Origin of the sequence: Streptomyces sp. ME02-8801-2C (genome assembly GCF_033793965.1) — a bacterium.
Lineage (GTDB): Bacteria > Actinomycetota > Actinomycetes > Streptomycetales > Streptomycetaceae > Streptomyces.
This window is the reverse complement of record NZ_JARAXP010000005.1, coordinates 74,049-94,517: the sequence shown is the minus strand read 5'-3', so window position 1 is coordinate 94,517 and position 20,469 is coordinate 74,049. Positions and strand designations below refer to the sequence as shown.

Sequence of the window (20,469 nt, the reverse complement as noted above, 5' to 3'; positions counted from 1 at the left end):
TGCCCTTGAGGGCAACGGACCACTACCGTCAGCTTGTTGCAGGGGCACGGGCGGAGGAGGGGCGAAAGTCGGACATAGTAAGGGGATTGGGGGCGCCCGGCGGGTCGAGCCGTGTTGCGGAGCACGTCCAGGCCGCGCATAGTTGCGCTGCAGAGGGCTGGAACCAGCGGTGGGATGGGCGATGGCCGGGCACGGGACGGACGAGCATCCACACGGTGCTGACCGACTGTGCGAGGCCGGGGATCAGGTGTATTCCCGGGCCGTACGGCGGGGCCGTGTGCGGCGCGTGGACGCCGAGGGTGTGCCGTGCCTGCTCGAACTCGCCCTGCTGCACCCCGACCCCGACGACATGGCCTGGCTGGTGCCGACGTCCCCGCAGGAGGTCATGACCCGGCTGCTGCGCGGCGTCTACGACGAGGTCAGCGAGAGTCAGCGGCGCGTGGGCTCGGCGGTCGAGGCCTTCGAGCGGTTCACCGCGCTCGGCGAGCCGGGCCGGTTCGCCGGTCGGGGTTCCGATTCCGGCGGCGAATCCGAATCCGAATCCGAGGCCGGGCCCGGTCACGGCTTCGGATTCGGCTCGGGCCTCGGTTACGGCGAGGGTACGGCCCTGCGGGTCCTGGACGGTCTCGCCCGTATCCAGACCGCGATGGACGAGGCGACCCAGGCGTGTACGACCGAGGTGCTCACCGTCCAGCCCGGCGGCATCCGCCGTGAGTACGAACTGTCGGAGGGCCTGCACCGCGCGCTCGAACTGCGTGGACGCGGCGTGCGGATGCGCGGCCTGTACAACCACGTGGCCCGGCACGGGCAGGGGTTGCTCAACTACCTGGAACTGGTCGGTTCGGCCGCCGAGGCGCGCACCCTGGACGAAGTGGTCGAGAGACTGATCCTCTTCGACCGCACGGTGGCCTTCATCCCGGCGAACGCGGAGCGGACGGTCGCGCTGGAGATCCGTCATCCGGCGCTGGTGCAGTACCTCGTCACGGTGTTCGACCGGCTGTGGCGCCTGGCCGTCCCGCTGACGGCCCCGCTGCCCGACACGGGCATCGAGGGCATCTCCCACCGGGAACGGTCGATCGCCGCCTTGCTCGCGGAGGGCCACCAGGACGCGATGGTCGCGGAGCGCCTGGGCATCAGTGTGCGCACCTGCCGGGCGCACATCGCGCGGCTGTCGGAGACGCTGGGGGCGGCGAGCCGGACGCAGCTGGGGGTACGGATCGCACAGGCGGGCCTGGACGGGCCGCCGGGGGCCGTCGCCGAGCCGGGCGCGGGCCCGGCGCTCAGTCTTCCGGCGCGGACGACCCCGACCGTGACCCCGGCCCCGATTCCTGCTCCGGGTCCTGCTCCTGCTCCGGCTCCAGAATCCCCGACTGCCCGATGAGATAGCCGAGTTGGGCGCGGCTCTCGCTGCCGAGGGTGGCGGCCAGCTTGGCGATGTGGACGCGGGCGGTACGGATGTTCATGCCGAGTCGGCCCGCGATCACGGCGTCGGTGTGACCCTCGACGAGGAGGGTGGCGATGGCCCGTTGACGGGGTGTGACGCCGTTGAGGGACGGGGGCCGGACGGCCTCGGGGTACATGGGAGTGGCCAGGCCCCACAGGCGTTCGAAGGTGGTGACGAAGTACCGCACGAGGACCGGGTGACGTATCTCCAGCGCGAGGGTCCGGTCCTCGTTGGCGGGGATGAAGGCGACGGTCCGGTCCACGATGATGAGCCGGTCGGTGACCTCGTCCAGCGAGCGGGCCTCGGCGTCGCCCTTCAGCGTCTCGTAGCGGGCGCGGATCGTGGGGGAGTGGCGGACGGTGTGCTGGTAGAGGGTGCGGATCCGGGCGCCCCGGTCGAGGAGGGCCTGGTCGCGTTCCAGGGCGGTCAGGGTCCTGGAGAGCAGGCCCGTGTAGGGCTGGATGGCGAGGAGTTCGTCGGAGGCTTCCGCCAAGGTGCGGGTGATGATCCGGTTGATCCTGTCGAAGCCGCTGCGGAGGCTGATCATGGGCGTCGCGGTCGCCGCGTCCGGGGCGTCGAGGTGCATCAGAGGCTCGAACGCCTCGGCCAGCAGCGCCTCCTGCCGCCGCTTCCTGGCGACCGCCTCCGCGCTCTCGCGCAGTAACCGGGGAAGAGCCACCGCGGGGGCCAGCGGGCGCAGTCGTAGCGGGTCCTCGATGTCCGGCTGGAGCAGCCCGAAGTCGAGCAGGCAGGGTGTGTCCGCGGCCTCGCCCGCCGGGACGTGGCCCTCGCGCAGCGCGCGGCCGTACAGGCTCAGGCCGGCCTCGCACAGTTCCTCGGCCCCGTGCGGGTGCCGTGTCGTCACTGGTGACTCCCTTGTGCTCAGTGTTCCTGGTCGAGGATCCCCGACTGCGCGATCAGGAACCCGAGCTGGGCGCGGCTGCCGCTGCCCAGGGCGGTGGCGAGCTTGGCGATGTGGGCGCGGCAGGTGCGTACGTTCATCCCGAGGCGGCGGGCGATGGCCTCGTCGACGTGGCCCTCGATGAGGAGCTTGGCGATGGAGTGCTGAACGGGGGTGATGCCGTTGGGGTCGACGTCGTTCGGGACGTTCTCGGTCAGCGGGACCGCGCGCTGCCAGAGTTGCTCGAAGACCTTGCTGAGGTATGTGACGAGTCCGGGGTGCCGGAGTTCGAGCGCGACACGCCGGTCGTCACTCGCCGGGATGAAGGCGACTGTACGGTCGAAGATGATCAGACGCTCGATGAGCTCTTCCAACGTACGGACCTGGATCTTTCCGTCGGATATGTGCTCGATGTAGGCCAGCGTGCTCTGGCTGTGCCGGGCGGTGTGCTGATAGAGCGTGCGCATCCTGACCCCGCGGTCGGTGAGTGGCCTGTCGCGCTCCAGTGCCTGCATCAGGGTGTCGGCGTGTCGGCCACCGCCGGGCTGGATCGTGAGCATCTCGGTATGGCACTCGGCGGTGGCATAGTCCAGGGCCGTGTTGATCCGGTCGAAGCCTTCCAGCACGGTGATGGCGTGGATACTCGCCTGGCTCTGGGTACTGATCGCGATAAACGGGTCGAAGGCATCGGTCAGCTCGACCGTATGGCGCCGGGTCTCCTGGATCTCGCGCTCCAGCGGGTGCAGCCGCTGCGCGAGGGCGATGGCCGGCGGGACCGGGCGCAGCCAGTTCGCGTCATCCGGATCAGGGTGAAGCAGCGCGAACTCAAGCAGGCACGGAGCGGGTTCCACCTCTCCGCGAGTGATTTTTCCTGAGCGCAGAGCGCTGGCGTAAATCCGCGTCCCTTCGTCGCACAACTCAGTGACGGCGTGGGGATGTGTCGGTTTAGTGTCTTTTGTTGTCATTTCTCCACCCCCCAGGGTCCTGAACGTGCAGGAACATGATGCATCGCTCCTGTGGCATTGACGTGCCTGAATAAGCCATCGTCTTGTTGCGACGGGGGAGAAGATTCGATCGAGTAAGGACGAAGCCGACTATGCGCGTGAGATTGCTTGGTTCAGTACTTGCCACCATCTTCTCCGTCGTAGTGGCTGCCGGCGCTCTTGGGGGTTCGGGGGAGAGTGATCCGGGGGTCCCGCCGCCTGACAGCGGGTGGGACTCGGTCCAGGCCGTGGTTCCGGAGTTTCCGGCAGACAGTGGCTGGGACTCGGTCCAGGCTGCGGGGCCGGCGTTTCCGGCAGACAGCGGCTGGGACTCCACTCCGGTGGACGCGGACGTATGACCACCCCTCCGGACGATCGTTCTTTCCGTCGAGAAATGGCGTCAGCCTACCGCTCCGGCTGGCACTTCATCGACCTGGTCACCGCCATCCCCCACAGCGGTGACTCGCTGATGGTGACCGTGTTCGGAGAGCCGGTCGTCGTGACGCGGGACGACGAAGAGGACGTCAGGGCTTACCGGTGTCTGCGGCGGCCTCGGGGGGCGCCGCAGCCCGTACGGTGTGCCATTCGGTACGGAATGATCTTTGTGAATCTTGACCAGCGAGACCACCGGCTGGACCACCCTGATATCTCGGACGGCCCCAACCTCCAGGACCTTCAGGACGTCCAGACCATCACAGCCACCCCCCGCAGTGCCTGACGCGATTCCCCCGTCGCAGTAGATCGCTCAGGTGCTTCCCCCCAGTAGCGGCGTCACCGTGACCTGAACACGGTGACGCCGCTGCTGTTTCCGGGGATATTTCGGGACTTGGGTAACCATCGGGGGAGGGGCCGGTGCCCGCCTGCTTGGCTGGAACCGGCCGTTTCCTCGACCCCGTTTGTGCCTCCCGTCCGTCATTCATGACGGGCGGGTTTTTTGTCTGCCCAGCCGCCACTCCCAGCCTTCCCCATCCACACCTTGAGTGGAATAGACTCAACTTTGTGTACGTTGGCTGTGTCAGTCATCACGACCGGGGCAGGACCGGGACAGGGAAGGGAGACAGCGACTGTGGACGCCGAGCTGACCAACAGGAGCCGGGACGCCATCAACGCGGCCACCAGCAGGGCCGTGTCCGGGGGGCACCCCGACCTGACCCCGGCGCACCTGCTGCTGGCGCTGCTGAGCGGTGAGGACAACGAGAACATCACCGACCTGCTGGCCGCCGTCGAAGCCGACCAGGCGGCCGTACGGTCCGGTGCCGAGCGTGTTCTCGCCAGTCTGCCCAGTGTGACCGGTTCGACCGTCGCACCCCCGCAGCCCAACCGGGAGCTTCTTTCGGTCATCGCCGACGCGGCCGAACGGGCGAAGGAGCTCGGCGACGAGTACCTCTCCACCGAGCACATCCTCATCGGCATCGCCGCGAAGGGCGGCGCCGCCGGGGACGTACTCTCCCAGCAGGGCGCCGGCGCGAAAAAGCTGCTGGACGCGTTCCAGAAGAGCAGGGGAGGGCGTCGCGTGACCACAGCCGACCCCGAGGGCCAGTACAAGGCCCTGGAGAAGTTCGGTACGGATTTCACGGCCGCCGCCCGTGAGGGCAAGCTCGACCCGGTCATCGGGCGGGACCAGGAGATCCGCCGGGTGGTGCAGGTGCTGTCGCGCCGCACGAAGAACAACCCGGTCCTCATCGGCGAGCCCGGCGTCGGCAAGACGGCCGTCGTCGAAGGCCTCGCCCAGCGCATTGTCAAGGGTGACGTGCCGGAGTCCCTGAAGAACAAGCGGCTTGTCGCGCTGGACCTTGGCGCGATGGTCGCCGGGGCGAAGTACCGGGGCGAGTTCGAGGAGCGGCTCAAGACCGTCCTGGCCGAGATCAAGGACTCCGACGGCCAGATCATCACCTTCATCGACGAACTCCACACGGTCGTCGGCGCGGGCGCCGGCGGCGACTCCGCGATGGACGCCGGCAACATGCTGAAGCCGATGCTGGCGCGCGGCGAGCTGCGCATGGTCGGCGCGACGACCCTCGACGAGTACCGCGAGCGGATCGAGAAGGACCCCGCCCTGGAGCGCCGCTTCCAGCAGGTCCTGGTGGCGGAGCCGAGCGTCGAGGACACCATCGCGATCCTGCGCGGCCTCAAGGGCCGGTACGAGGCCCACCACAAGGTCGTCATCGCCGACAGCGCGCTGGTCGCCGCGGCGACCCTCTCCGACCGCTACATCACCTCCCGCTTCCTCCCCGACAAGGCGATCGACCTGGTGGATGAAGCGGCCTCCCGTCTCCGTATGGAGATCGACTCGTCGCCCCTCGAGATCGACGAACTCCAGCGCGCCGTCGACCGGTTGAAGATGGAGGAACTGGCGCTCGACAAGGAGACCGACCCGGCCTCGCGCGAGCGCCTGGACCGGCTGCGCCGCGATCTCGCCGACAAGGAGGAGGAGTTGCGCGGGCTGACGGCCCGTTGGGAGAAGGAGAAGCAGTCCCTCAACCGGGTCGGTGAGCTGAAGGAGAAGCTCGACGAACTGCGCGGCCAGGCCGAACGGGCCCAGCGCGACGGCGACTTCGACACCGCATCCAAACTCCTCTACGGCGAGATCCCCACCCTGGAAAGGGACTTGGAGGCAGCCTCGGAGGCCGAGGAGGAGGCCGCCAGGGACACCATGGTCAAGGAGGAGGTCGGCCCCGACGACATCGCGGACGTCGTCGGCTCCTGGACCGGTATCCCCGCCGGCCGTCTCCTGGAGGGCGAGACCCAGAAACTCCTGCGGATGGAGGAGGAGTTGGGCCGCCGCCTGATTGGTCAGGGCGAGGCCGTGCAGGCGGTCTCGGACGCGGTACGGCGCACCCGTGCCGGTATCGCCGACCCCGACCGCCCCACCGGCTCCTTCCTCTTCCTCGGCCCGACCGGCGTCGGCAAGACGGAGCTGGCGAAGGCACTGGCCGACTTCCTCTTCGACGACGAGCGGGCCATGGTCCGTATCGACATGAGCGAGTACGGCGAGAAGCACAGCGTCGCCAGGCTCGTCGGCGCGCCTCCCGGCTACGTCGGCTACGAGGAGGGCGGCCAGCTCACGGAGGCGGTGCGGCGGCGCCCGTACAGCGTGGTGCTCCTGGACGAGGTCGAGAAGGCCCACCCGGAGGTCTTCGACGTCCTCCTCCAGGTCCTGGACGACGGCCGCCTCACGGACGGCCAGGGCCGTACCGTCGACTTCCGCAACACCATCCTCATCCTGACGTCGAACCTCGGCAGCCAGTTCCTGGTCGAGCCGATGACGTCGGAGGAGGAGAAGAAGCAGCAGGTGCTCGAGGTCGTCCGGGTCTCTTTCAAGCCGGAGTTCCTGAACCGTCTTGACGACCTGGTCGTCTTCTCCGCGCTAGACAGGGCGGAGCTGGAGCGCATCGCGGCCCTCCAGATCGGCAGGCTCGCGGGGCGCCTGGCCGAACGCCGCCTCACCCTCGACATCACCCCGGCCGCCCTGGCCTGGCTCGCCGACGAGGGCAACGACCCGGCGTACGGCGCCCGCCCGCTGCGCCGTCTGATCCAGACGGCGATCGGCGACCGCCTCGCCAAGGAGATCCTGGCGGGCGAGGTCAAGGACGGCGACACGGTTCGGGTGGACGCGTTCGGGGACGGGCTGATCGTGGGTCCGGCGACGGGCAAGACGCTGTAGCCGAACCCGGCGAGAGCGCCGAGAGCGGGCACCTCCGGGGTGTCCTGCGGGGTGTCCTGCGGATCTTCGTACGCCGTTTTCGGTCGCCTCGGGCCGACGCACGCGGGCGGCTGTTGCCGCTCGGGGGCGAAGCAAGAGAGGGTGGGGCGTGTAGGTCTGGTCTCAGCGATGGCCGGACGAGCCAGACGAGTGCAGGAGTGTTCCGTATGACCATCGACCCGTCCTCGATTCCGAACTTCGGGGGCCAGCCCGAGCCGCAGCCCGGCGGCCCGGCAGGCCCCGTCGTCCCGGATCAGGACCTTGTGAAGCAGCTCCTCGAGCAGATGGAGCTGAAGTACGTCGTCGACGACGAGGGTGACCTCGCGGCGCCGTGGGAGCAGTTCCGTACGTACTTCATGTTCCGTGGTGAGGGCGACCAGCAGGTCTTCTCGGTGCGGACCTTCTACGATCGCCCCCACCAGATCGAGGAGAAGCCCGTGCTTCTCGAGTCGATCGACGACTGGAACCGCCGGACCCTGTGGCCCAAGGTCTACAGCCACACCCACGACGACGGCACCGTCCGCCTCATCGGTGAGGCGCAGATGCTGATCGGGACGGGCGTCAGCCTGGAGCACTTCGTGTCGTCGACGGTGAGCTGGGTACGGGCCGCGATCGAGTTCGACAAGTGGCTCATCGAGCAGCTGGGCCTGGAAGAGGAGATCGACGAGGCGGAGAAGCCCGAGGGCGACGAGGAGTAGGTCTCCCCGCACGCCTGTGGATCAGAGAGCCCGGCCGGGAGGCCGGGCTCTCGCCGTTTCCTGGCCGGCCGCTGCCGAGGCCACCGGCACCGGGGCGGCCGGGTCCCGGTCGTCGTCCGGCGTTACGGGGTCACCGGGTCCTGGTCCGCGAGGGTCCGGTGAGCTCCTGACCTCCCTGAAGAACCGGGGGAAAGAACCGCTTCTAAGGGGGGAGGGAAACTACCCGCCCACCCTCCCTCCCCGCCCGCGAGGCGCGCGTCACCCGCGCGTCACCCGTCCGAGTGACCGGCTTGCGGGCGCGGGATCCGGGCGGTTACGTTCGCCGCGACAACCGCACACAGAAACGGCCCCCGCCGGGACGGCAATCCCGGGGCGAGGGCCTGACCAACCAGGAAGCGAACACCTTCCCAATGGCTGAGCCGCAGTCTAACGCGCGCCTGCGCGCCGACGCCGGAGCTCCCACCTCCGGCGTGATCCACGTACGCACCCGCCTCACGACCGACTTCACCGTGATCTCCAACGCCCTCGCCCAACGACGCGGCAGCGCGGTCACCGTCGGCGTCGCGGCCTACATCCACTCCCTGCCCGACAGTGCCCCCGTGACCATCGCCGCCCTATGCAAGCACTTCAGCGAGGGCGAGATCCTCATCTCCCGGGCGCTCAGGGAACTCGAAGACGCCGGATACCTGGAGCGCCGCCGCGAACGCCTCTCCACCGGACAGATCCGTACACGGACGTACTTCTACGACGTCCCACGCCTCGATCCCGACCCGCACCGGGACCGCGATCGGGACCGGGACCGGGACCGGGACCGGGAAGCGGACGCGCTGCCGAAGCCGCGCCGGTCCCTGGCACAGGCCGCCGTCGCTGCGGCTCCACCTGCGCCTGCGCCTGCGCCTGCGCCCGTGTCCGCGCCCGTGGAACCCGTGGAGCCCGTGCAGGAAACGATGGCGGTGCCCGTAGAGGCCGAGGCGCCGATCTCGCCGGCGGACGCCGACCCGCAAGCCATCGCCGTACTCGCCGGTCTACGCCGGATCGACCCCCGCCTCGCCCTCACCGCGCAAGAAGCCGTTCGTCTCGCCCCGGGCGTCAGCCGGTGGCTCGCGGCAGGTATCCGGCCCACACACATCACGGACCACCTCACCGCACGGCTCCCCGACACGTTCCTGACCCGCCCGGCGGGCATCCTCGCCTACCGGCTCAAGGAGACACCCCTCGCCCCGTCGGAGCCGACCAGAAGCGCAGGATTCGCAGTGCGTCCGACTGAGGCGCTGCTGCAGAACTGCGACGGCTGCGACAGGGCGTTCCGCGCGGCGGAACCCGGCCGTTGCCGGGACTGCCGATCCGGAGCGGCCGGGCGCCTTGCCGCGTGAGTCAGGGGCTGACGTCCAGGATGCGCACAGGCTGTTCCTTCCACGTGTGCGGCCTGGTGGTCGCGATCACCGCACCATTCGGGCGGTCGGGGCTGGGCTGGGCGGCGTGGAGAGTGTGCGCGTCGGCCCAGGTGTTGTCCCGAGCCACCGACAGCGCGGCGGGCAGGTCCAGGTCGACGATCGCGATGCCGGGCAGGGCGGCAAGGTGCTCCGCGGTGCCTGGCCGGGCGCGGTCGGCCTCAACCAGGGCGCACACGGTGGCGTACAGGAACCAGCCCGGCTCGGCGTGTGCGCGATGGATCAGCCGGGACGCAAGGGCGTTGCCCCGCCCGGCGGCCACCATCGCGCTCTCGTCGAGGAATACATGCACGTCACGCGTCACGCGGCACCCGCATCGGTCATACGGCGGTCCAATTCGGCGTCCAGTTCGGCCTGCTCGTGCTCGGCGGGGTCGTAGCCGTTCCACTCCCGCAGTACTGCCCGTGCCTTCGTCGCCCGCTCGGCCCGCTCGGCCGGGGTGAGCAGAGTCTCTGCGAGCCGCGCCAGATAGGAACGCAGGGACAGTCCTTCCGCAGCAGCTATGTCGGCAAGCCGGTCACGGGCATCAGCGGGGATACGGACATTGGCATCGGGCATGACGCATTAACTCCTCATCACTCACCAGACGGGTACGGGTACGTACCCGTACCCCGCGACATCAATCTAGTACGGTGCCGCCGCCGTTCTCCAGCTCGTCGATGGACGCAAGCAGGCGCCGGGCGTTCGCCGGGCTTCGCAGCAGGTATGCCGTCTCTTTGAGGGACTCGTAGTCCTCCAGGGAGACGATGACGACGGGCTCGTGTCCGGCTCGGGTGATGGCGACCTCTTCGCGGTCATCGGCGACGGAGCTGAGCACCTCGGCATACCGTGCGCGCGACTCGGAGTACGTCATGGTCTTCACCGGCACCCCTTCGCTGACGTACAAGAACTTGTACATCGCTCTCTGCGGTGGCAAGTACCAGAATGACGGCCGGCGCTCGGTGTGCGAAGGCCCTGCGGTCAGCTGACCTTGACCGTCCAGGATGAGGAGTACGTGCCCGTCAGATCCCCGGTCGCGGGACGGTAGACCCGTAGGGCCAAGGTCCCCGCGCGCGAGAAGGTGATCCGCGCAGTGGCGCTGCCGCTGCTGGAGAGGGCGGCCCTGGTGAGGGTCACCCACCTGCCGTCCTTCTGGCGGGCCTGGAAGAGCAGTCCGGTTCCCTGAACGTAGGGGGCGCTGAGCGCGGTGTAGGACACGGACCTGCCGTGGACCGCGGTGGTGACAGGCTCTCTGACCGTAAGTACGGCCCTGACATACGCGGCCAGGGTCTTGCTGGTCGAGGACGTCCACGTCAGGTTCTTGGCCGCGGTGACGGCACGCCAGGCGCCGTTGTATTTGGCGGTCGTGGTGTAACGGGCCTTGCCGGTGCTGTCCGCGGTGACGGTCGCCTGGGTCTTCCAGACGGTGGTTCCCGTCCGCTTGTACTGGAAACTGACCTTGGCGCCGGCCGCGGGCTTGGCGCCGGTCTGGGTCACGTCGGCGGTGAAGGTCGCCTTGCTGCCGTAGGTGCTGATGGCCGGGCCGGTCAGCCGGGTCGTCGTGGCAGCCACGACACGGATCGGCAGGCTGCTGACGGTGGTGTCGCCGTACTGGGAGACGATGGTCAGCGTGACGTCGTGCACCCCGGTGGTCGTGGCCTTCCAGGTGCCGGAGGGCCGCGCGGGATAGCTGCCGGTGGCGAATGTCGTGCCGTCGACGTCGAGGGTCCAGTGCTCGGCCCGGCTGACACCGTCGGCGGCTGATGTCGTGGCGGCGAAGGTCCGGCTGCTGCCCGCTACGACAAAGGCCTGGAAGCCGTCCGTCCAGGTCGGCGTGACCTCGGACACCACCCTGACCGACAGGTCCGCCCGGCCGTGGGCGCCGCGGTTGTCGACGGTGTCGAACGCCAGCGTGTGGGCGCCGTAAGGGAGTTGGCCGAGGTCGGCGACGAAGCCTTCGGTGTTGCCCTCGTAGGTGTAGGCGGCGACCGGCGTAGTCGCCTGTGTCGTGCCGTCGAGCGACACGGTGGTACTGACCGGGTAGGCGTAGTTGAGGTTGGACGGGAACGTCTTGTTGAGCGCCGACGGGTAGGCGTACTTCACGTTCACCGGCGTCTCACCCGGATGGATGATGGTGTCGAGCTTCGGCATGATGGTGAAGCCGTGGTCGACCAGGGTGGTGGCCCGGACCGGGGAACCCGCGCGGCCGTCCTTGTCGTAGGCCACGACGTAGACCTCTCCGCCCCACAGGCCGGCCCGAACCGCACTCGTGTCCAGTGTGGTGGCCCATGTCGCGCCGCTTGCCGGAGCGGTCAGGTCGACGGGGGCGGGCCAGGTGCTGTTCGAGCTGAAGTACCGTACGCGCGAGACGCCGTTGGCGCCGGTCGCGGTGGCTCGCAGGGACAACTCGCCGTCCGCGGACAGGCCCACGGGCCTGTGGTTGGTCCAGGCGTCGTCGCCGGGCAGATCGGGCAGGGTGACGACCGGCCGCTCGTTGTCGACGGTGACGGCGGAGTCGGCCGTGACGATCCGCGGGCGGGGGCTGTCCACCTCGACGTGGATGGTGTTCTCGCCGTCGTTCACCAGCGGCGCGGCCACCCCGTTCGAGCCTCCGAACTGCTGGGTGGCGGCGGTGTCCAGGGTCGCGTGCAGGGTGCAGGAGGGCAGGCAGTCTCCCGGGCTGAGACTGAAGGCCTGCTTGACCGTGCCGGTGCCCTGGGACACGGTTCCGGTGATGCTGACTACAGCCGAGGTCGGCTCGTCGCCCGGGTCCGCGTGCACCGTGAAGGTGACATCCGTCGCGCCGGTGATCGTCTGCCCGGCGCTGACCGTGCCGTCGCCTCCGGCGGCCGAGGAGATGCCGTCGAACGTGATCACGGCACCGGTGTCGTCCGCGACAGCCGCCGACGTGGGCACGACGGCGCACAGCACAGCGGCACTCGCGGCAACCGCGAGCGATCTGACAGATCGGGATATACCCACGTCTCTCCTCCTGGGCCGGCCCCTGGCTCGGCGGAGGCGCCGGGTGCGGTCCGCACACCGCCTCCGCTCAGGGCCCGGATCAAGGCGGACCCGGAAACGAGAGGATCTTGGATGGACTCCGATCGCGTGTCAAGAATCTCGCGATTTGTCCCAAGGGGTGGAAGGTCCGTAGGCCGCCGCGGCAATGTGGCCGCCCAGTCGGCGGGTTGCCGTATCGCATAGAAATCAGAGCGCAATCAGACTATGGTCTGAGTATGAGCATCGTGCATTCGGTATCCGAATCAGAGTCCGTCTCGTTCACCGACCTGTCCCGGAACCCGAAGGCGGTCGCCGCGAGGGCCGCCGCCCTGGGGTGTCTACGTGTCACGCATCGAGACGCGCCCGACATGGTGCTCACCACGGCCATACACGCGGAGCGCAGCGAGGAAAACCTGACCACGGCGTCTCGGCTGTTCCTCGCCCTGATGAAGCAGGACGGTGGCGCGAGGTCGCTTCTGCTCGCGCTGCCCGAGGTGTTCCCGTGGGTGCGTCACCTGGACGACGAGGAAGTCCGGGAATTCACCGTCGAGCTCCTGGAGGCGTTGTCCGACGCGGCTGAGCTGGGCGCCAGGGAGGCTGTGCACCGAGCGATCGTCTCGTGGCGGGCGACTGCCCGGATCAACGCTGACCCTGACCAGCTCAGGGAAGCACTCCGTCCGCTCAGCGACGTCGACCTCGGCCCGGTCGAGGTGCACGGGTGAGCCCGAAGAAAGGCGATCGGGTCAGCGTCCCGCCGCTCAGCGGCTGGAACGTCATCCACGGAACGACAGAGGCCGCGACCGGTTGGGAGGAGCTGTGCCGGGTGGCGTTGCCGAATGCGCATCGCTGCCTCGAAGCCCTTCGAACAGACCCTCTGTCGCGCGCCAACTGGAACCGTCAGCATCAGCTCCGTGGCAGGCATGCCACCAGGGAGTGGAAGGGCTCCGAGCTGGAGCAGTGGGAGTACGAGATCACCACCGGCGGCCGGGTTCGCTACCTTGATCAGCCCGGATACCTCGACTGTGATCCTGGTGTACGCCTCCCCCCCCCGACACCCGAAGGACACTGAATAGCCCGACGCCCGGCGCCCGCCCTATGCGCCCAATGTCTTGAGGCGGGCTGCGGCCTCCTCAAGCACCGACGTCTGCTTGCAGAACGCGAAGCGGACGAAGGGGGCGCCCTGCTCCCGGTGGTCGTAGAAGACCGCGTTCGGGATCGCCACCACTCCCGCCCGTTCCGGCAGAGCGCGGCAGAAGGCGAAGCCGTCCGTCTCGCCGAGGGAGCGGATGTCCGTCGTGATGAAGTACGTGCCCGAGGGCGTGAAGACGTCGAAGCCCGCCTCCCTCAGGCCCGCCGACAACAGGTCCCGCTTCGTCCGCATGTCCGCACGGAACTCCTCGAAGTACGAGTCCGGCAGGGACAGTGCCTCCGCCACCGCGTACTGGAAGGGCCCCGACGCCACATACGTCAGGTACTGCTTCGCCGAGCGGACGGCCGTGACCAGTTCGGGCGTGGATGTGACCCAGCCCACTTTCCATCCGGTGAACGAAAACGTCTTCCCGGCGCTCCCGATAGAGACCGTCCGTTCGCGCATCCCCGGGAAGGAGGCCAGCGGCAGATGTTCGGCCTCGTCGAAGACCAGGTGCTCGTACACCTCGTCGGTGATCACCAGCAGGTCCCGCTCCACGGCGAGCTGGGCGATCGCGGTCAGTTCCTCGCGGGTCAGGACGGTGCCGGTCGGGTTGTGCGGGGTGTTGACCAGGAGGAGGCGGGTGCGAGGCGTCACCGCTGCCCGCAGCTCGTCCAGGTCCAGGCGGAACGAGCCCTCGTGGGGGCGCAGTGTGACCGGTACGCGCGCCGCGCCCGCCATCGCGATGCACGCCGCGTAGGAGTCGTAGTAGGGCTCGAGGGCGACGACCTCGTCCCCGGGCTCCACCAGGGCCAGCAGGGCCGCCGCGATGGCCTCCGTGGCGCCCGCCGTCACCAGCACCTCGCGGTCGGGGTCGTACGACAGCCCGTACCGGCGTTCCTGGTGTGCCGTGATCGCCGTACGCAGCTCGGGGACGCCCGGGCCGGGCGGGTACTGGTTGCCGCGCCCGTCGCGCAGGGCCCGTACGGCCGCCTCGCGGATCTCCTCCGGGCCGTCGGTGTCCGGGAAACCCTGGCCGAGGTTGATCGAGCCGGTGGCGACGGCGAGCGCCGACATCTCGGCGAAGATCGTCGTCCCGAACTCGGCGAGCCGGCGATTGAGGAAGGGGCGTTCGCTGCTGGTCATGGTCGTCATCCTGCGCCGAAGCTCTGGACTTCCTCAACTCTGCTTTGGCAGATGAGGCGAGCGGGAATCCCCCCGTCACGCAAGACGGCGAGGCGCCCACGGGGGGCCGCTTCGGGGGAACGAAAGGAGGGTGACGTCATGGTCGCAGCATTCATCGCAGTGGTCGTCCTGGTCATCCTGGCGGGCATGTTCATCGTCGTGACCGCGACGGTCCGGGCGGCGCGGAGGTCACCGCTGAGGAGCGGTGCGGGCAACCGGAACCACAGGAACAACCGGAACCGGAACCGGAACGACAACAGCTGGTGGGCCGGGGGAGCGGCCGGTTCCAGCAGTACCGGCGACGCCGGGAGCAGCGCGTCGTGCGGTTCGAGCTCCTCCTCCTGCGGAGGGTCCTCGTCCTGCGGGGGCGGGTCCTCCTGCGGGGGAGGCGGGGGCGGATGCGGCGGAGGCAGCTGACACGGGGCAGCTGAGCTCCACAGGGGGAACCGCGTCCGGATCACGGGGGGAGCGCCCGCCGGGACGACGTACGAAATTCACGTCGTCCCGGCGGGCGTTCGTGCGACCGCTTGTCGAAGTCCTTCGCACGCTCGGGCGTACGCCCCGGTTGAACAGTTGAGCTGTGGGGCCCTCGGAGGGATGGAAACCCCACGAAGTTGGGTAAAAGCGCTGTGACGGCGCCACCGTTCATGATTCCCTCTAAAACACCAACACGGCCCCCTCGGACGCCCAGGATGTACCTGGATGTCCCTCCTGGCTGGGCCGACCGGGCCGATCTCCCCGGAGCGCGCCGGACCAGACCTCGCTCGTCCACACCTTGCTCACTCACAACTCCCTTTGCGTGCCAGCGGAGCCGATCCATGCTCACGACCCTCAACACCGCCTACACCGACACGCGCGCGGCCGACCTCGCCTGGGCCCTGGGCCGGGAGCCGCTGCCCGCTCTCGCCACCCTCGACCTGGAACTCGAGGACGCGAAACTCCAGTTGAGACTCCTCGGCGCCTCCCATCAGGTGCTGCTCGAGGAGCGACGGGGCAGTTGCTCGGAGACGGTCGCGTGCATCCCGGGTTCCAGCACCCCCCTTCCGCTCGGCGTGGCCAAACGGATCGACGACTGGGAGTACGAGTTCGCGGCGAGAGTCGAGGTCCTGTCGCCGGGGTCGTTCGCCGGACGTGCCCAGGAACTGCTGGCCCTGGTCGCCGACCATCCGCACGGCCTGGCCGGTGTCTTCCCCGGCAGCCCGCACGCCTTCACCGCGATGCTGGCCCAGCGGCACGAGGGTCAGGTGCACTGGCGGACCTGGCACGCCTACCCGCAGGACGGGCAGCTGGTGGCGACCAGGACGCGGGTGGGGGTACGGGGGGCGGCGGCTCTCTGAGCGGCTGCGGCCCGGCTCTGGCACGGCGCTGGCACTGCTCTGGCACTGTTCCGGAAGTTCACATCACCTTCCTCCGCGTAAACAAGTTCCACACGTGTGGGTGACAGAACGCGCCGAGGGTGTGACGTAGCGTTCCCAGCGTGATCGAACCGCACGTGCCGGCTCCGCCGGGCAGTCCCCCGTCCTGGGGCGGCCCCGCGCGGCTGCCCGTCCGGCCCGGCACCGGCCGGTTCCTCGTTCTCGCCGGGGTATTCGTCTGTGCGGCCTGTGGACTGGTGTACGAACTGGAGCTCGTCGCGCTCGCCTCCTACCTGATCGGCGACTCGGTCACCCAGGCCTCCGTCGTCCTGTCCGTGATGGTGTTCGCGATGGGCATCGGCTCGCTCGCCGCGAAGCGCCTGCGCTGCCGCGCCGCCGCCGGTTTCGGCGCGGTCGAGGCGGCGCTCGCCCTGGTCGGCGGATGCAGTGCGATGGCCCTGTACGCGGTGTTCGCGTGGACCGGCGACTGGGGCGGCCTGTGGGCGAACGGCCCCCGCGTCCTCCTCGTCACCTTCTCCCTCGCCATCGGCCTGCTGATCGGCGCCGAGGTACCGCTCCTCATGGAGCTGATCCAGCGCATCCGCCGCCAGGACGCCGGCGGAGCCGTCGCCGACCTGTTCGCCGCCGACTACGTGGGCGCACTGGTCGGTGGGCTGGCCTTCCCCTTCCTCCTGCTCCCCTGGCTCGGCCAGCTCACCGGCGCCCTGCTCACCGGCACGGTCAACGCCCTCGTCGGGGGCGCCCTCGTCCTCGGCCTGTTCCGTCGCGACCTCACCCGGCGCGGACGCTGGCTGCTGGTGGTGACCAACGTGACCGTGATCGGGGTACTGGCCGCCGCGGCCGTACTCGTCGACGACTTCGAACGCGCCGCCCGGCACGCGGTGTACGGCGACGACGTACGCGTGGCGGTGCGGACCGGCGTCCAGGAGGTCGTCCTCACCGGCGGCACCGGCGGACGGCCGCTCAACCTGTTCATCGACGGCCGGCTGCGGGTCGGCGGCCGCGACGAGCGGCGTTACCACGAGGCACTCGTCCACCCCGCGATGAACGGCCCCCACGCGCGCGTGCTCGTCCTCGGCGGCGGCGACGGGCTCGCCACCCGTGAGGTCCTGCGCCATCCCGGCGTACGGCGGGTGGACGTCGTCGACCTCGACGCGGGCGTGGTGCGGCTGGCCCGCCGGGACCCGGCCCTCGCCGCGCTGAACGAGCACGCGTTCGACGACCCGCGCGTCCACGTCACGACGGCGGACGCCTTCCAACTGCTGCGCGGGGCGCGGGCCGCGTACGACGTCGTCATCTCCGACCTGCCGGATCCGGGCATCACGGCGAGTACGAAGCTGTACTCGCAGGAGTTCTACGGGCTGGCGCGCCAGGTGCTCACCGACGGCGGCCGACTGGTCGTGCACGGCGGGCCCGTCGCCTCCCGGCCGCGCGCTTTCTGGACCGTCGAGACGACCGTGCGGGCCGCCGGGCTGCGTACGGCGCCGTACGTGGTGACCGGAGACGACGCCGACTTCGCGGCCGGCCCGGACCGTACGGCACCACGCGCGGCGCGGGCCCCGCAGGACTGGGGGTTCGTGCTGGCGAGCGCGGCGAGCGCGGCGAGCGCCGCGGGGGCCGCTCCGCGGCTGTGGGTGGACGAGGCGGGCGGGCCCCGGCTGCGGACGCTCACCCAGGCGGGGCTCGCGGCGGACGCGCGGGCGGCGGAGCGGATGCGGGTGCGGATGGGGGTGGGGGGCGGAGGCAGGGGTGCGGGTGCGGATGGGGGCGGTGTCCGGGATTTGCAGGCTTCTACGCTGGTGCATCCGCGGTACTGAGGGGGCTCCAATACCCGCCGAATCGCCGGATGCGGGGGCGTGGCCCGGGCCACGCTGGGTACTCTCGGGTTTCATGGACCATGAGGTGTTCGTTCCGGTTCCGGTCGAGCGGCTGAGGGACGTGCTCGCCGACCCCGCGCGCGTTGCCCGTGCGGTTCCCGGACTCCAGCAGGACGCGGGCACCGAACCTGCCGCCGCTGGGGTCGCCGGGCGGGTGAAGGTACGTATCGGGGGGCACACGATCACGTATCGCGGGTCCCTGCGGGTCGTCCCCGCGGCTGATGCGGGTGAGGACGCGTACGTCGTCGAGGGCGATGCCGTCGAGGCTCGTGGGGGTGGCGCGGTGAAGGTGGCGCTGACCTTGCGGGTGCGGGCTGCTGAGGACGATGGTGCCGGCGGGTCCCTGTTGGTGTTCGGGGGGACTGTCACGGCCGACGGGCGGGTGAACGAGCATCCGGCGGATGCCGTCGCGGCGGCGGGGGTGCGGTTGCTTCGGCGGTTCGGGGAGGGGTTGGGGGAGGTTGCCGGGGAGGTTCAGGGGCCTGGCGGTGATTCTTCCGATGGGCCTGATTCTTCCGATGGGTCTGATGCTTCCGGTGCGCCTCTCGATGAACTTGATGAGGGTGATCGGGTGCCTGAGCAGTTCGTCGGTGCCGATGAGCCGCCGGCCGAGGCCGCGCATGCTCGGCGGACGATGATCGGGCGTAGCGCGGAGGAAGTCGATCATGCGCCGCCTCGGGGGCGGTATGCGCCTGTGCCGCCGCCGGAGCAGGTGGTGACGAATATGACGTTGCGGTGGGCTGCGCCGGCTGCGGCGTTGGTGGTGGCGTCGGCGATTGTGGTGGGGCGGGTGTTGCGTAGGCGGAGGTGAGGTGGGTGGGGTTTTTCGCCCCCGCCGCCCCTACCCGTCCCATCCCGTTCCTGGGGGCTGTGCCCCCAGACCCCCCTTTCGGCCCCGAAGGGGCCTCGTCCTCAAGCGCCGGACGGGCTGGAAATGCGGGCGGTGCCTCGATGTTGCCGGCCCGATAGGGTCGGGTTGTGACTAGCGATGACATCACTCTGACCGCGGGTGACGCGGAAGTGACCTTGCAGCCCTGGAACGGTGGGCGAGTTGGTGGGCTGCGTGTCGGTGGAGTCGAACTGTTGCGGCAGGGGGCGAAGTTCGGGTGTTTTCCGATGGTTCCCTGGTGCGGGCGGACCCGTGACGGGCGGTTCCTCGATGGGGGTACCGTGCGTCAACTCCCCCTCAACGCCCCGCCGCACGCCATCCACGGCACCGCCCGTGACGGTGCCTGGCGCGTCGCCCGCGTCACCGCCGACGAGGCCGTGATCACGTACGACCTCGTGGAGCCGTGGCCCTACCCCGGGCGCGTCACGCAGGTCTTCACGCTGACGCCGGGTGCCTTCACGCTGACCATGTCCGTGGAGACGTACGGCGATTCCTTTCCGGCGCAGATCGGCTGGCACCCCTGGTTCAACCGCGACCTCGGTGGCGCGGACGCGCCGGCGGAGGTGCAGGTCGCCTTCACGCCCGCCTGGCAGGAGGAGCGCGGCGACGACCATCTGCCGACCGGGGAGCGGATCGATCCGAAGCCGGGTCCGTGGGACGACTGCTTCGGTATGCCCGGCGGGGTCGATGTCACCCTCACCTGGCCGCAGCGCCTGGAGCTGCGAGTGACGAGTCCGGAGGAATGGGTCGTCGTGTACGACGAGCAGGACGCCGCCGTGTGTGTGGAGCCGCAGACCGGGCCGCCCAACGGGCTCAACACCCTGCCGCGTCTCGTCACGCCCATCGAGCCCCTGGAAGCCACCACCACCTGGACCTGGCGAAGCCTGTAAGGACCCCTCCAGGGACCCCGTCTAGGCTGGCGGGCATGAGTGACGTAGACGTACGCGGCGCGCTGCTGCGGCAGATCAAGGACAAGGCCGTCGTGCACGGCAAGGTGACCCTGTCGTCGGGGCTCGAGGCCGACTACTACATCGACCTCCGCCTCGTCACCCTCGACGGGCAGGCCGCGCCGCTGGTCGGGCAGGTGCTGCTCGACCTGGCGGCGGAGGCCGGGCTGGAGTTCGACGCCGTGGGCGGGCTGACCATGGGGGCCGACCCGGTCGGCACGGCGATGATGCACGCCGCCGCGGCGCGCGGGCAGCGGCTCGACGCGTTCGTGGTGCGCAAGGCGGCCAAGGCGCACGGTATGCAGAAGCGGGTCGAGGGGCCGAGCATCGAGGGGCGGCGCGTGCTGGTCGTCGAGGACACGTCCACGACCGGCGACTCGCCCCTCACCGCCGTGGCGGCCGTGCGCGAGGCCGGTGCCGAGGTGGTGGGCGTGGCGACCATCGTCGACCGGGCGACGGGCGCCGCCGAGAAGATCGAACAGGGTGCCGGGGTGCCGTACCTCTTCGCGTTCTCGAAGGGCGACCTGGGCCTGGCCTGAGCACCGGGCGGCGTACCGGGCGAAACGTCTGGAAAGATGGGGCCGACAATGACGTCGCTTCCCAGGTCTCGCAACCGGGTCAGGGCCTGTCCAGCGGATCAGGTCGGAGGAGAACGGCGGCGCCTCATCAGCGCCGGTGAGCGGGGTGTGGTGCGTGCAGCTGCAAGGCGGAGGAGGGCGTCGACGCGGAGCGTCGGCAACCGACGACAACGCCGCAGATGGGCGTGCCGCACCCCGCGTCTCCGAGCTGATCCGCTGGACAGGCCCTGGGTCAGGGCCGCAGGTACGCAGTACGCAGATCGCCAACCCGCACATCACGAGGAGCGGACACATGCCCATCGCAACCCCTGAGGTCTACAGCGAAATGC

The 20,469-nt window shown here is 69.7% G+C and carries 19 protein-coding genes; 12 read left to right on the top strand and 7 right to left on the bottom strand.

Going from position 1 to position 20,469, the window contains the following annotated elements:
• Nucleotides 1–181: 181 nt before the first annotated feature.
• Entirely contained in the window at nt 182–1,381 is a 1,200-nt protein-coding gene (locus tag PV396_RS17685; protein WP_319205728.1) for a helix-turn-helix transcriptional regulator, read from the top strand.
• Here PV396_RS17685 and PV396_RS17680 read toward each other — a convergent pair.
• Nucleotides 1,281–2,309: a helix-turn-helix transcriptional regulator gene (locus tag PV396_RS17680; RefSeq protein ID WP_319205727.1), complete on the bottom strand. Its 1,029-nt coding sequence runs from the start codon at nt 2,307–2,309 to the stop codon at nt 1,281–1,283. The genes PV396_RS17685 and PV396_RS17680 overlap by 101 nt on opposite strands.
• A 17-nt stretch (nt 2,310–2,326) precedes the next feature.
• Complete coding sequence (locus PV396_RS17675; protein WP_319205726.1) at nt 2,327–3,310, bottom strand: helix-turn-helix transcriptional regulator; 984 nt, start codon at nt 3,308–3,310, stop codon at nt 2,327–2,329.
• A 373-nt stretch (nt 3,311–3,683) separates the two neighbouring features.
• Here PV396_RS17675 and PV396_RS17670 point away from each other — a divergent pair, with 373 nt between their 5' ends.
• From PV396_RS17670 to PV396_RS17655, 4 genes are all read left to right on the top strand, one after another.
• Entirely contained in the window at nt 3,684–4,046 is a 363-nt protein-coding gene (locus PV396_RS17670; RefSeq protein WP_319205725.1) for a hypothetical protein, read from the top strand.
• A gap of 348 nt (nt 4,047–4,394) precedes the next feature.
• The gene (clpB, locus tag PV396_RS17665; protein ID WP_319205724.1) at nt 4,395–6,992 is read left to right on the top strand and encodes an ATP-dependent chaperone ClpB; all 2,598 of its coding nucleotides are present in this window, start codon (nt 4,395–4,397) and stop codon (nt 6,990–6,992) included.
• 206 nt (nt 6,993–7,198) lie between these two features.
• Nucleotides 7,199–7,729: a YbjN domain-containing protein gene (locus PV396_RS17660; protein ID WP_319205723.1), complete on the top strand. Its 531-nt coding sequence runs from the start codon at nt 7,199–7,201 to the stop codon at nt 7,727–7,729.
• A 410-nt stretch (nt 7,730–8,139) separates the two neighbouring features.
• Nucleotides 8,140–9,102 carry a hypothetical protein gene (locus PV396_RS17655; RefSeq protein WP_319205722.1) on the top strand — a complete coding sequence of 321 codons (963 nt, stop codon included), beginning with the start codon at nt 8,140–8,142 and terminating at the stop codon, nt 9,100–9,102.
• Between the two features lies 1 nt (nt 9,103).
• Here the strand turns inward: PV396_RS17655 and PV396_RS17650 are convergent, their stop codons facing one another.
• From PV396_RS17650 to PV396_RS17635, 4 genes are all read right to left on the bottom strand, one after another.
• Nucleotides 9,104–9,445: a hypothetical protein gene (locus PV396_RS17650; RefSeq protein ID WP_416071438.1), complete on the bottom strand. Its 342-nt coding sequence runs from the start codon at nt 9,443–9,445 to the stop codon at nt 9,104–9,106.
• Nucleotides 9,446–9,480: 35 nt separating this feature from the next.
• Nucleotides 9,481–9,738, bottom strand: coding sequence for a hypothetical protein (locus PV396_RS17645; protein ID WP_319205720.1), 258 nt, complete (start codon nt 9,736–9,738; stop codon nt 9,481–9,483).
• Nucleotides 9,739–9,799: 61 nt separating this feature from the next.
• On the bottom strand, nt 9,800–10,042 hold the full coding sequence (locus tag PV396_RS17640) for a type II toxin-antitoxin system prevent-host-death family antitoxin (protein WP_319206332.1): 243 nt from the start codon (nt 10,040–10,042) through the stop codon (nt 9,800–9,802).
• A 98-nt stretch (nt 10,043–10,140) separates the two neighbouring features.
• The gene (locus tag PV396_RS17635) at nt 10,141–12,141 is read right to left on the bottom strand and encodes a hypothetical protein (protein WP_319205719.1); all 2,001 of its coding nucleotides are present in this window, start codon (nt 12,139–12,141) and stop codon (nt 10,141–10,143) included.
• A gap of 254 nt (nt 12,142–12,395) precedes the next feature.
• Between PV396_RS17635 and PV396_RS17630 the strand changes: the two genes are divergently transcribed.
• The gene (locus PV396_RS17630; protein WP_319205718.1) at nt 12,396–12,881 is read left to right on the top strand and encodes a prevent-host-death family protein; all 486 of its coding nucleotides are present in this window, start codon (nt 12,396–12,398) and stop codon (nt 12,879–12,881) included.
• A gap of 371 nt (nt 12,882–13,252) precedes the next feature.
• Here the strand turns inward: PV396_RS17630 and PV396_RS17625 are convergent, their stop codons facing one another.
• Nucleotides 13,253–14,443: a pyridoxal phosphate-dependent aminotransferase gene (locus PV396_RS17625; protein ID WP_319205717.1), complete on the bottom strand. Its 1,191-nt coding sequence runs from the start codon at nt 14,441–14,443 to the stop codon at nt 13,253–13,255.
• Between the two features lie 129 nt (nt 14,444–14,572).
• Between PV396_RS17625 and PV396_RS17620 the strand changes: the two genes are divergently transcribed.
• The 6 genes from PV396_RS17620 (at nt 14,573) to pyrE (ending at nt 20,101) form a co-directional block, all read left to right on the top strand.
• Nucleotides 14,573–14,890: a hypothetical protein gene (locus tag PV396_RS17620; protein WP_319205716.1), complete on the top strand. Its 318-nt coding sequence runs from the start codon at nt 14,573–14,575 to the stop codon at nt 14,888–14,890.
• Between the two features lie 401 nt (nt 14,891–15,291).
• Entirely contained in the window at nt 15,292–15,810 is a 519-nt protein-coding gene (locus PV396_RS17615) for a DUF2617 family protein (protein ID WP_319205715.1), read from the top strand.
• A gap of 140 nt (nt 15,811–15,950) precedes the next feature.
• Nucleotides 15,951–17,666, top strand: a complete 1,716-nt coding sequence (locus PV396_RS17610) for a polyamine aminopropyltransferase (RefSeq protein ID WP_319205714.1) — start codon at nt 15,951–15,953, stop codon at nt 17,664–17,666.
• A gap of 73 nt (nt 17,667–17,739) precedes the next feature.
• Entirely contained in the window at nt 17,740–18,537 is a 798-nt protein-coding gene (locus PV396_RS17605; protein ID WP_319205713.1) for an SRPBCC domain-containing protein, read from the top strand.
• A gap of 167 nt (nt 18,538–18,704) precedes the next feature.
• Nucleotides 18,705–19,505, top strand: coding sequence for an aldose 1-epimerase (locus tag PV396_RS17600; RefSeq protein WP_319205712.1), 801 nt, complete (start codon nt 18,705–18,707; stop codon nt 19,503–19,505).
• 35 nt (nt 19,506–19,540) lie between these two features.
• Complete coding sequence (gene pyrE, locus PV396_RS17595; RefSeq protein ID WP_319205711.1) at nt 19,541–20,101, top strand: orotate phosphoribosyltransferase; 561 nt, start codon at nt 19,541–19,543, stop codon at nt 20,099–20,101.
• Nucleotides 20,102–20,469: the final 368 nt, after the last annotated feature.

What these genes read in the sequence shown, in the direction of transcription:
- PV396_RS17685 (WP_319205728.1), top strand. Translation starts at nt 182, where the DNA reads ATGGCCGGGCACGGGACGGACGAGCATCCACACGGTGCTGACCGACTG.
- PV396_RS17675 (WP_319205726.1), bottom strand. Translation starts at nt 3,310, where the DNA reads ATGACAACAAAAGACACTAAACCGACACATCCCCACGCCGTCACTGAG.
- PV396_RS17670 (WP_319205725.1), top strand. Translation starts at nt 3,684, where the DNA reads ATGACCACCCCTCCGGACGATCGTTCTTTCCGTCGAGAAATGGCGTCA.
- PV396_RS17660 (WP_319205723.1), top strand. Translation starts at nt 7,199, where the DNA reads ATGACCATCGACCCGTCCTCGATTCCGAACTTCGGGGGCCAGCCCGAG.
- PV396_RS17655 (WP_319205722.1), top strand. Translation starts at nt 8,140, where the DNA reads ATGGCTGAGCCGCAGTCTAACGCGCGCCTGCGCGCCGACGCCGGAGCT.
- PV396_RS17650 (WP_416071438.1), bottom strand. Translation starts at nt 9,445, where the DNA reads ATGGTGGCCGCCGGGCGGGGCAACGCCCTTGCGTCCCGGCTGATCCAT.
- PV396_RS17645 (WP_319205720.1), bottom strand. Translation starts at nt 9,738, where the DNA reads ATGCCCGATGCCAATGTCCGTATCCCCGCTGATGCCCGTGACCGGCTT.
- PV396_RS17630 (WP_319205718.1), top strand. Translation starts at nt 12,396, where the DNA reads ATGAGCATCGTGCATTCGGTATCCGAATCAGAGTCCGTCTCGTTCACC.
- PV396_RS17625 (WP_319205717.1), bottom strand. Translation starts at nt 14,443, where the DNA reads ATGACGACCATGACCAGCAGCGAACGCCCCTTCCTCAATCGCCGGCTC.
- PV396_RS17620 (WP_319205716.1), top strand. Translation starts at nt 14,573, where the DNA reads ATGGTCGCAGCATTCATCGCAGTGGTCGTCCTGGTCATCCTGGCGGGC.
- PV396_RS17615 (WP_319205715.1), top strand. Translation starts at nt 15,292, where the DNA reads ATGCTCACGACCCTCAACACCGCCTACACCGACACGCGCGCGGCCGAC.
- PV396_RS17605 (WP_319205713.1), top strand. Translation starts at nt 17,740, where the DNA reads ATGGACCATGAGGTGTTCGTTCCGGTTCCGGTCGAGCGGCTGAGGGAC.
- pyrE (WP_319205711.1), top strand. Translation starts at nt 19,541, where the DNA reads ATGAGTGACGTAGACGTACGCGGCGCGCTGCTGCGGCAGATCAAGGAC.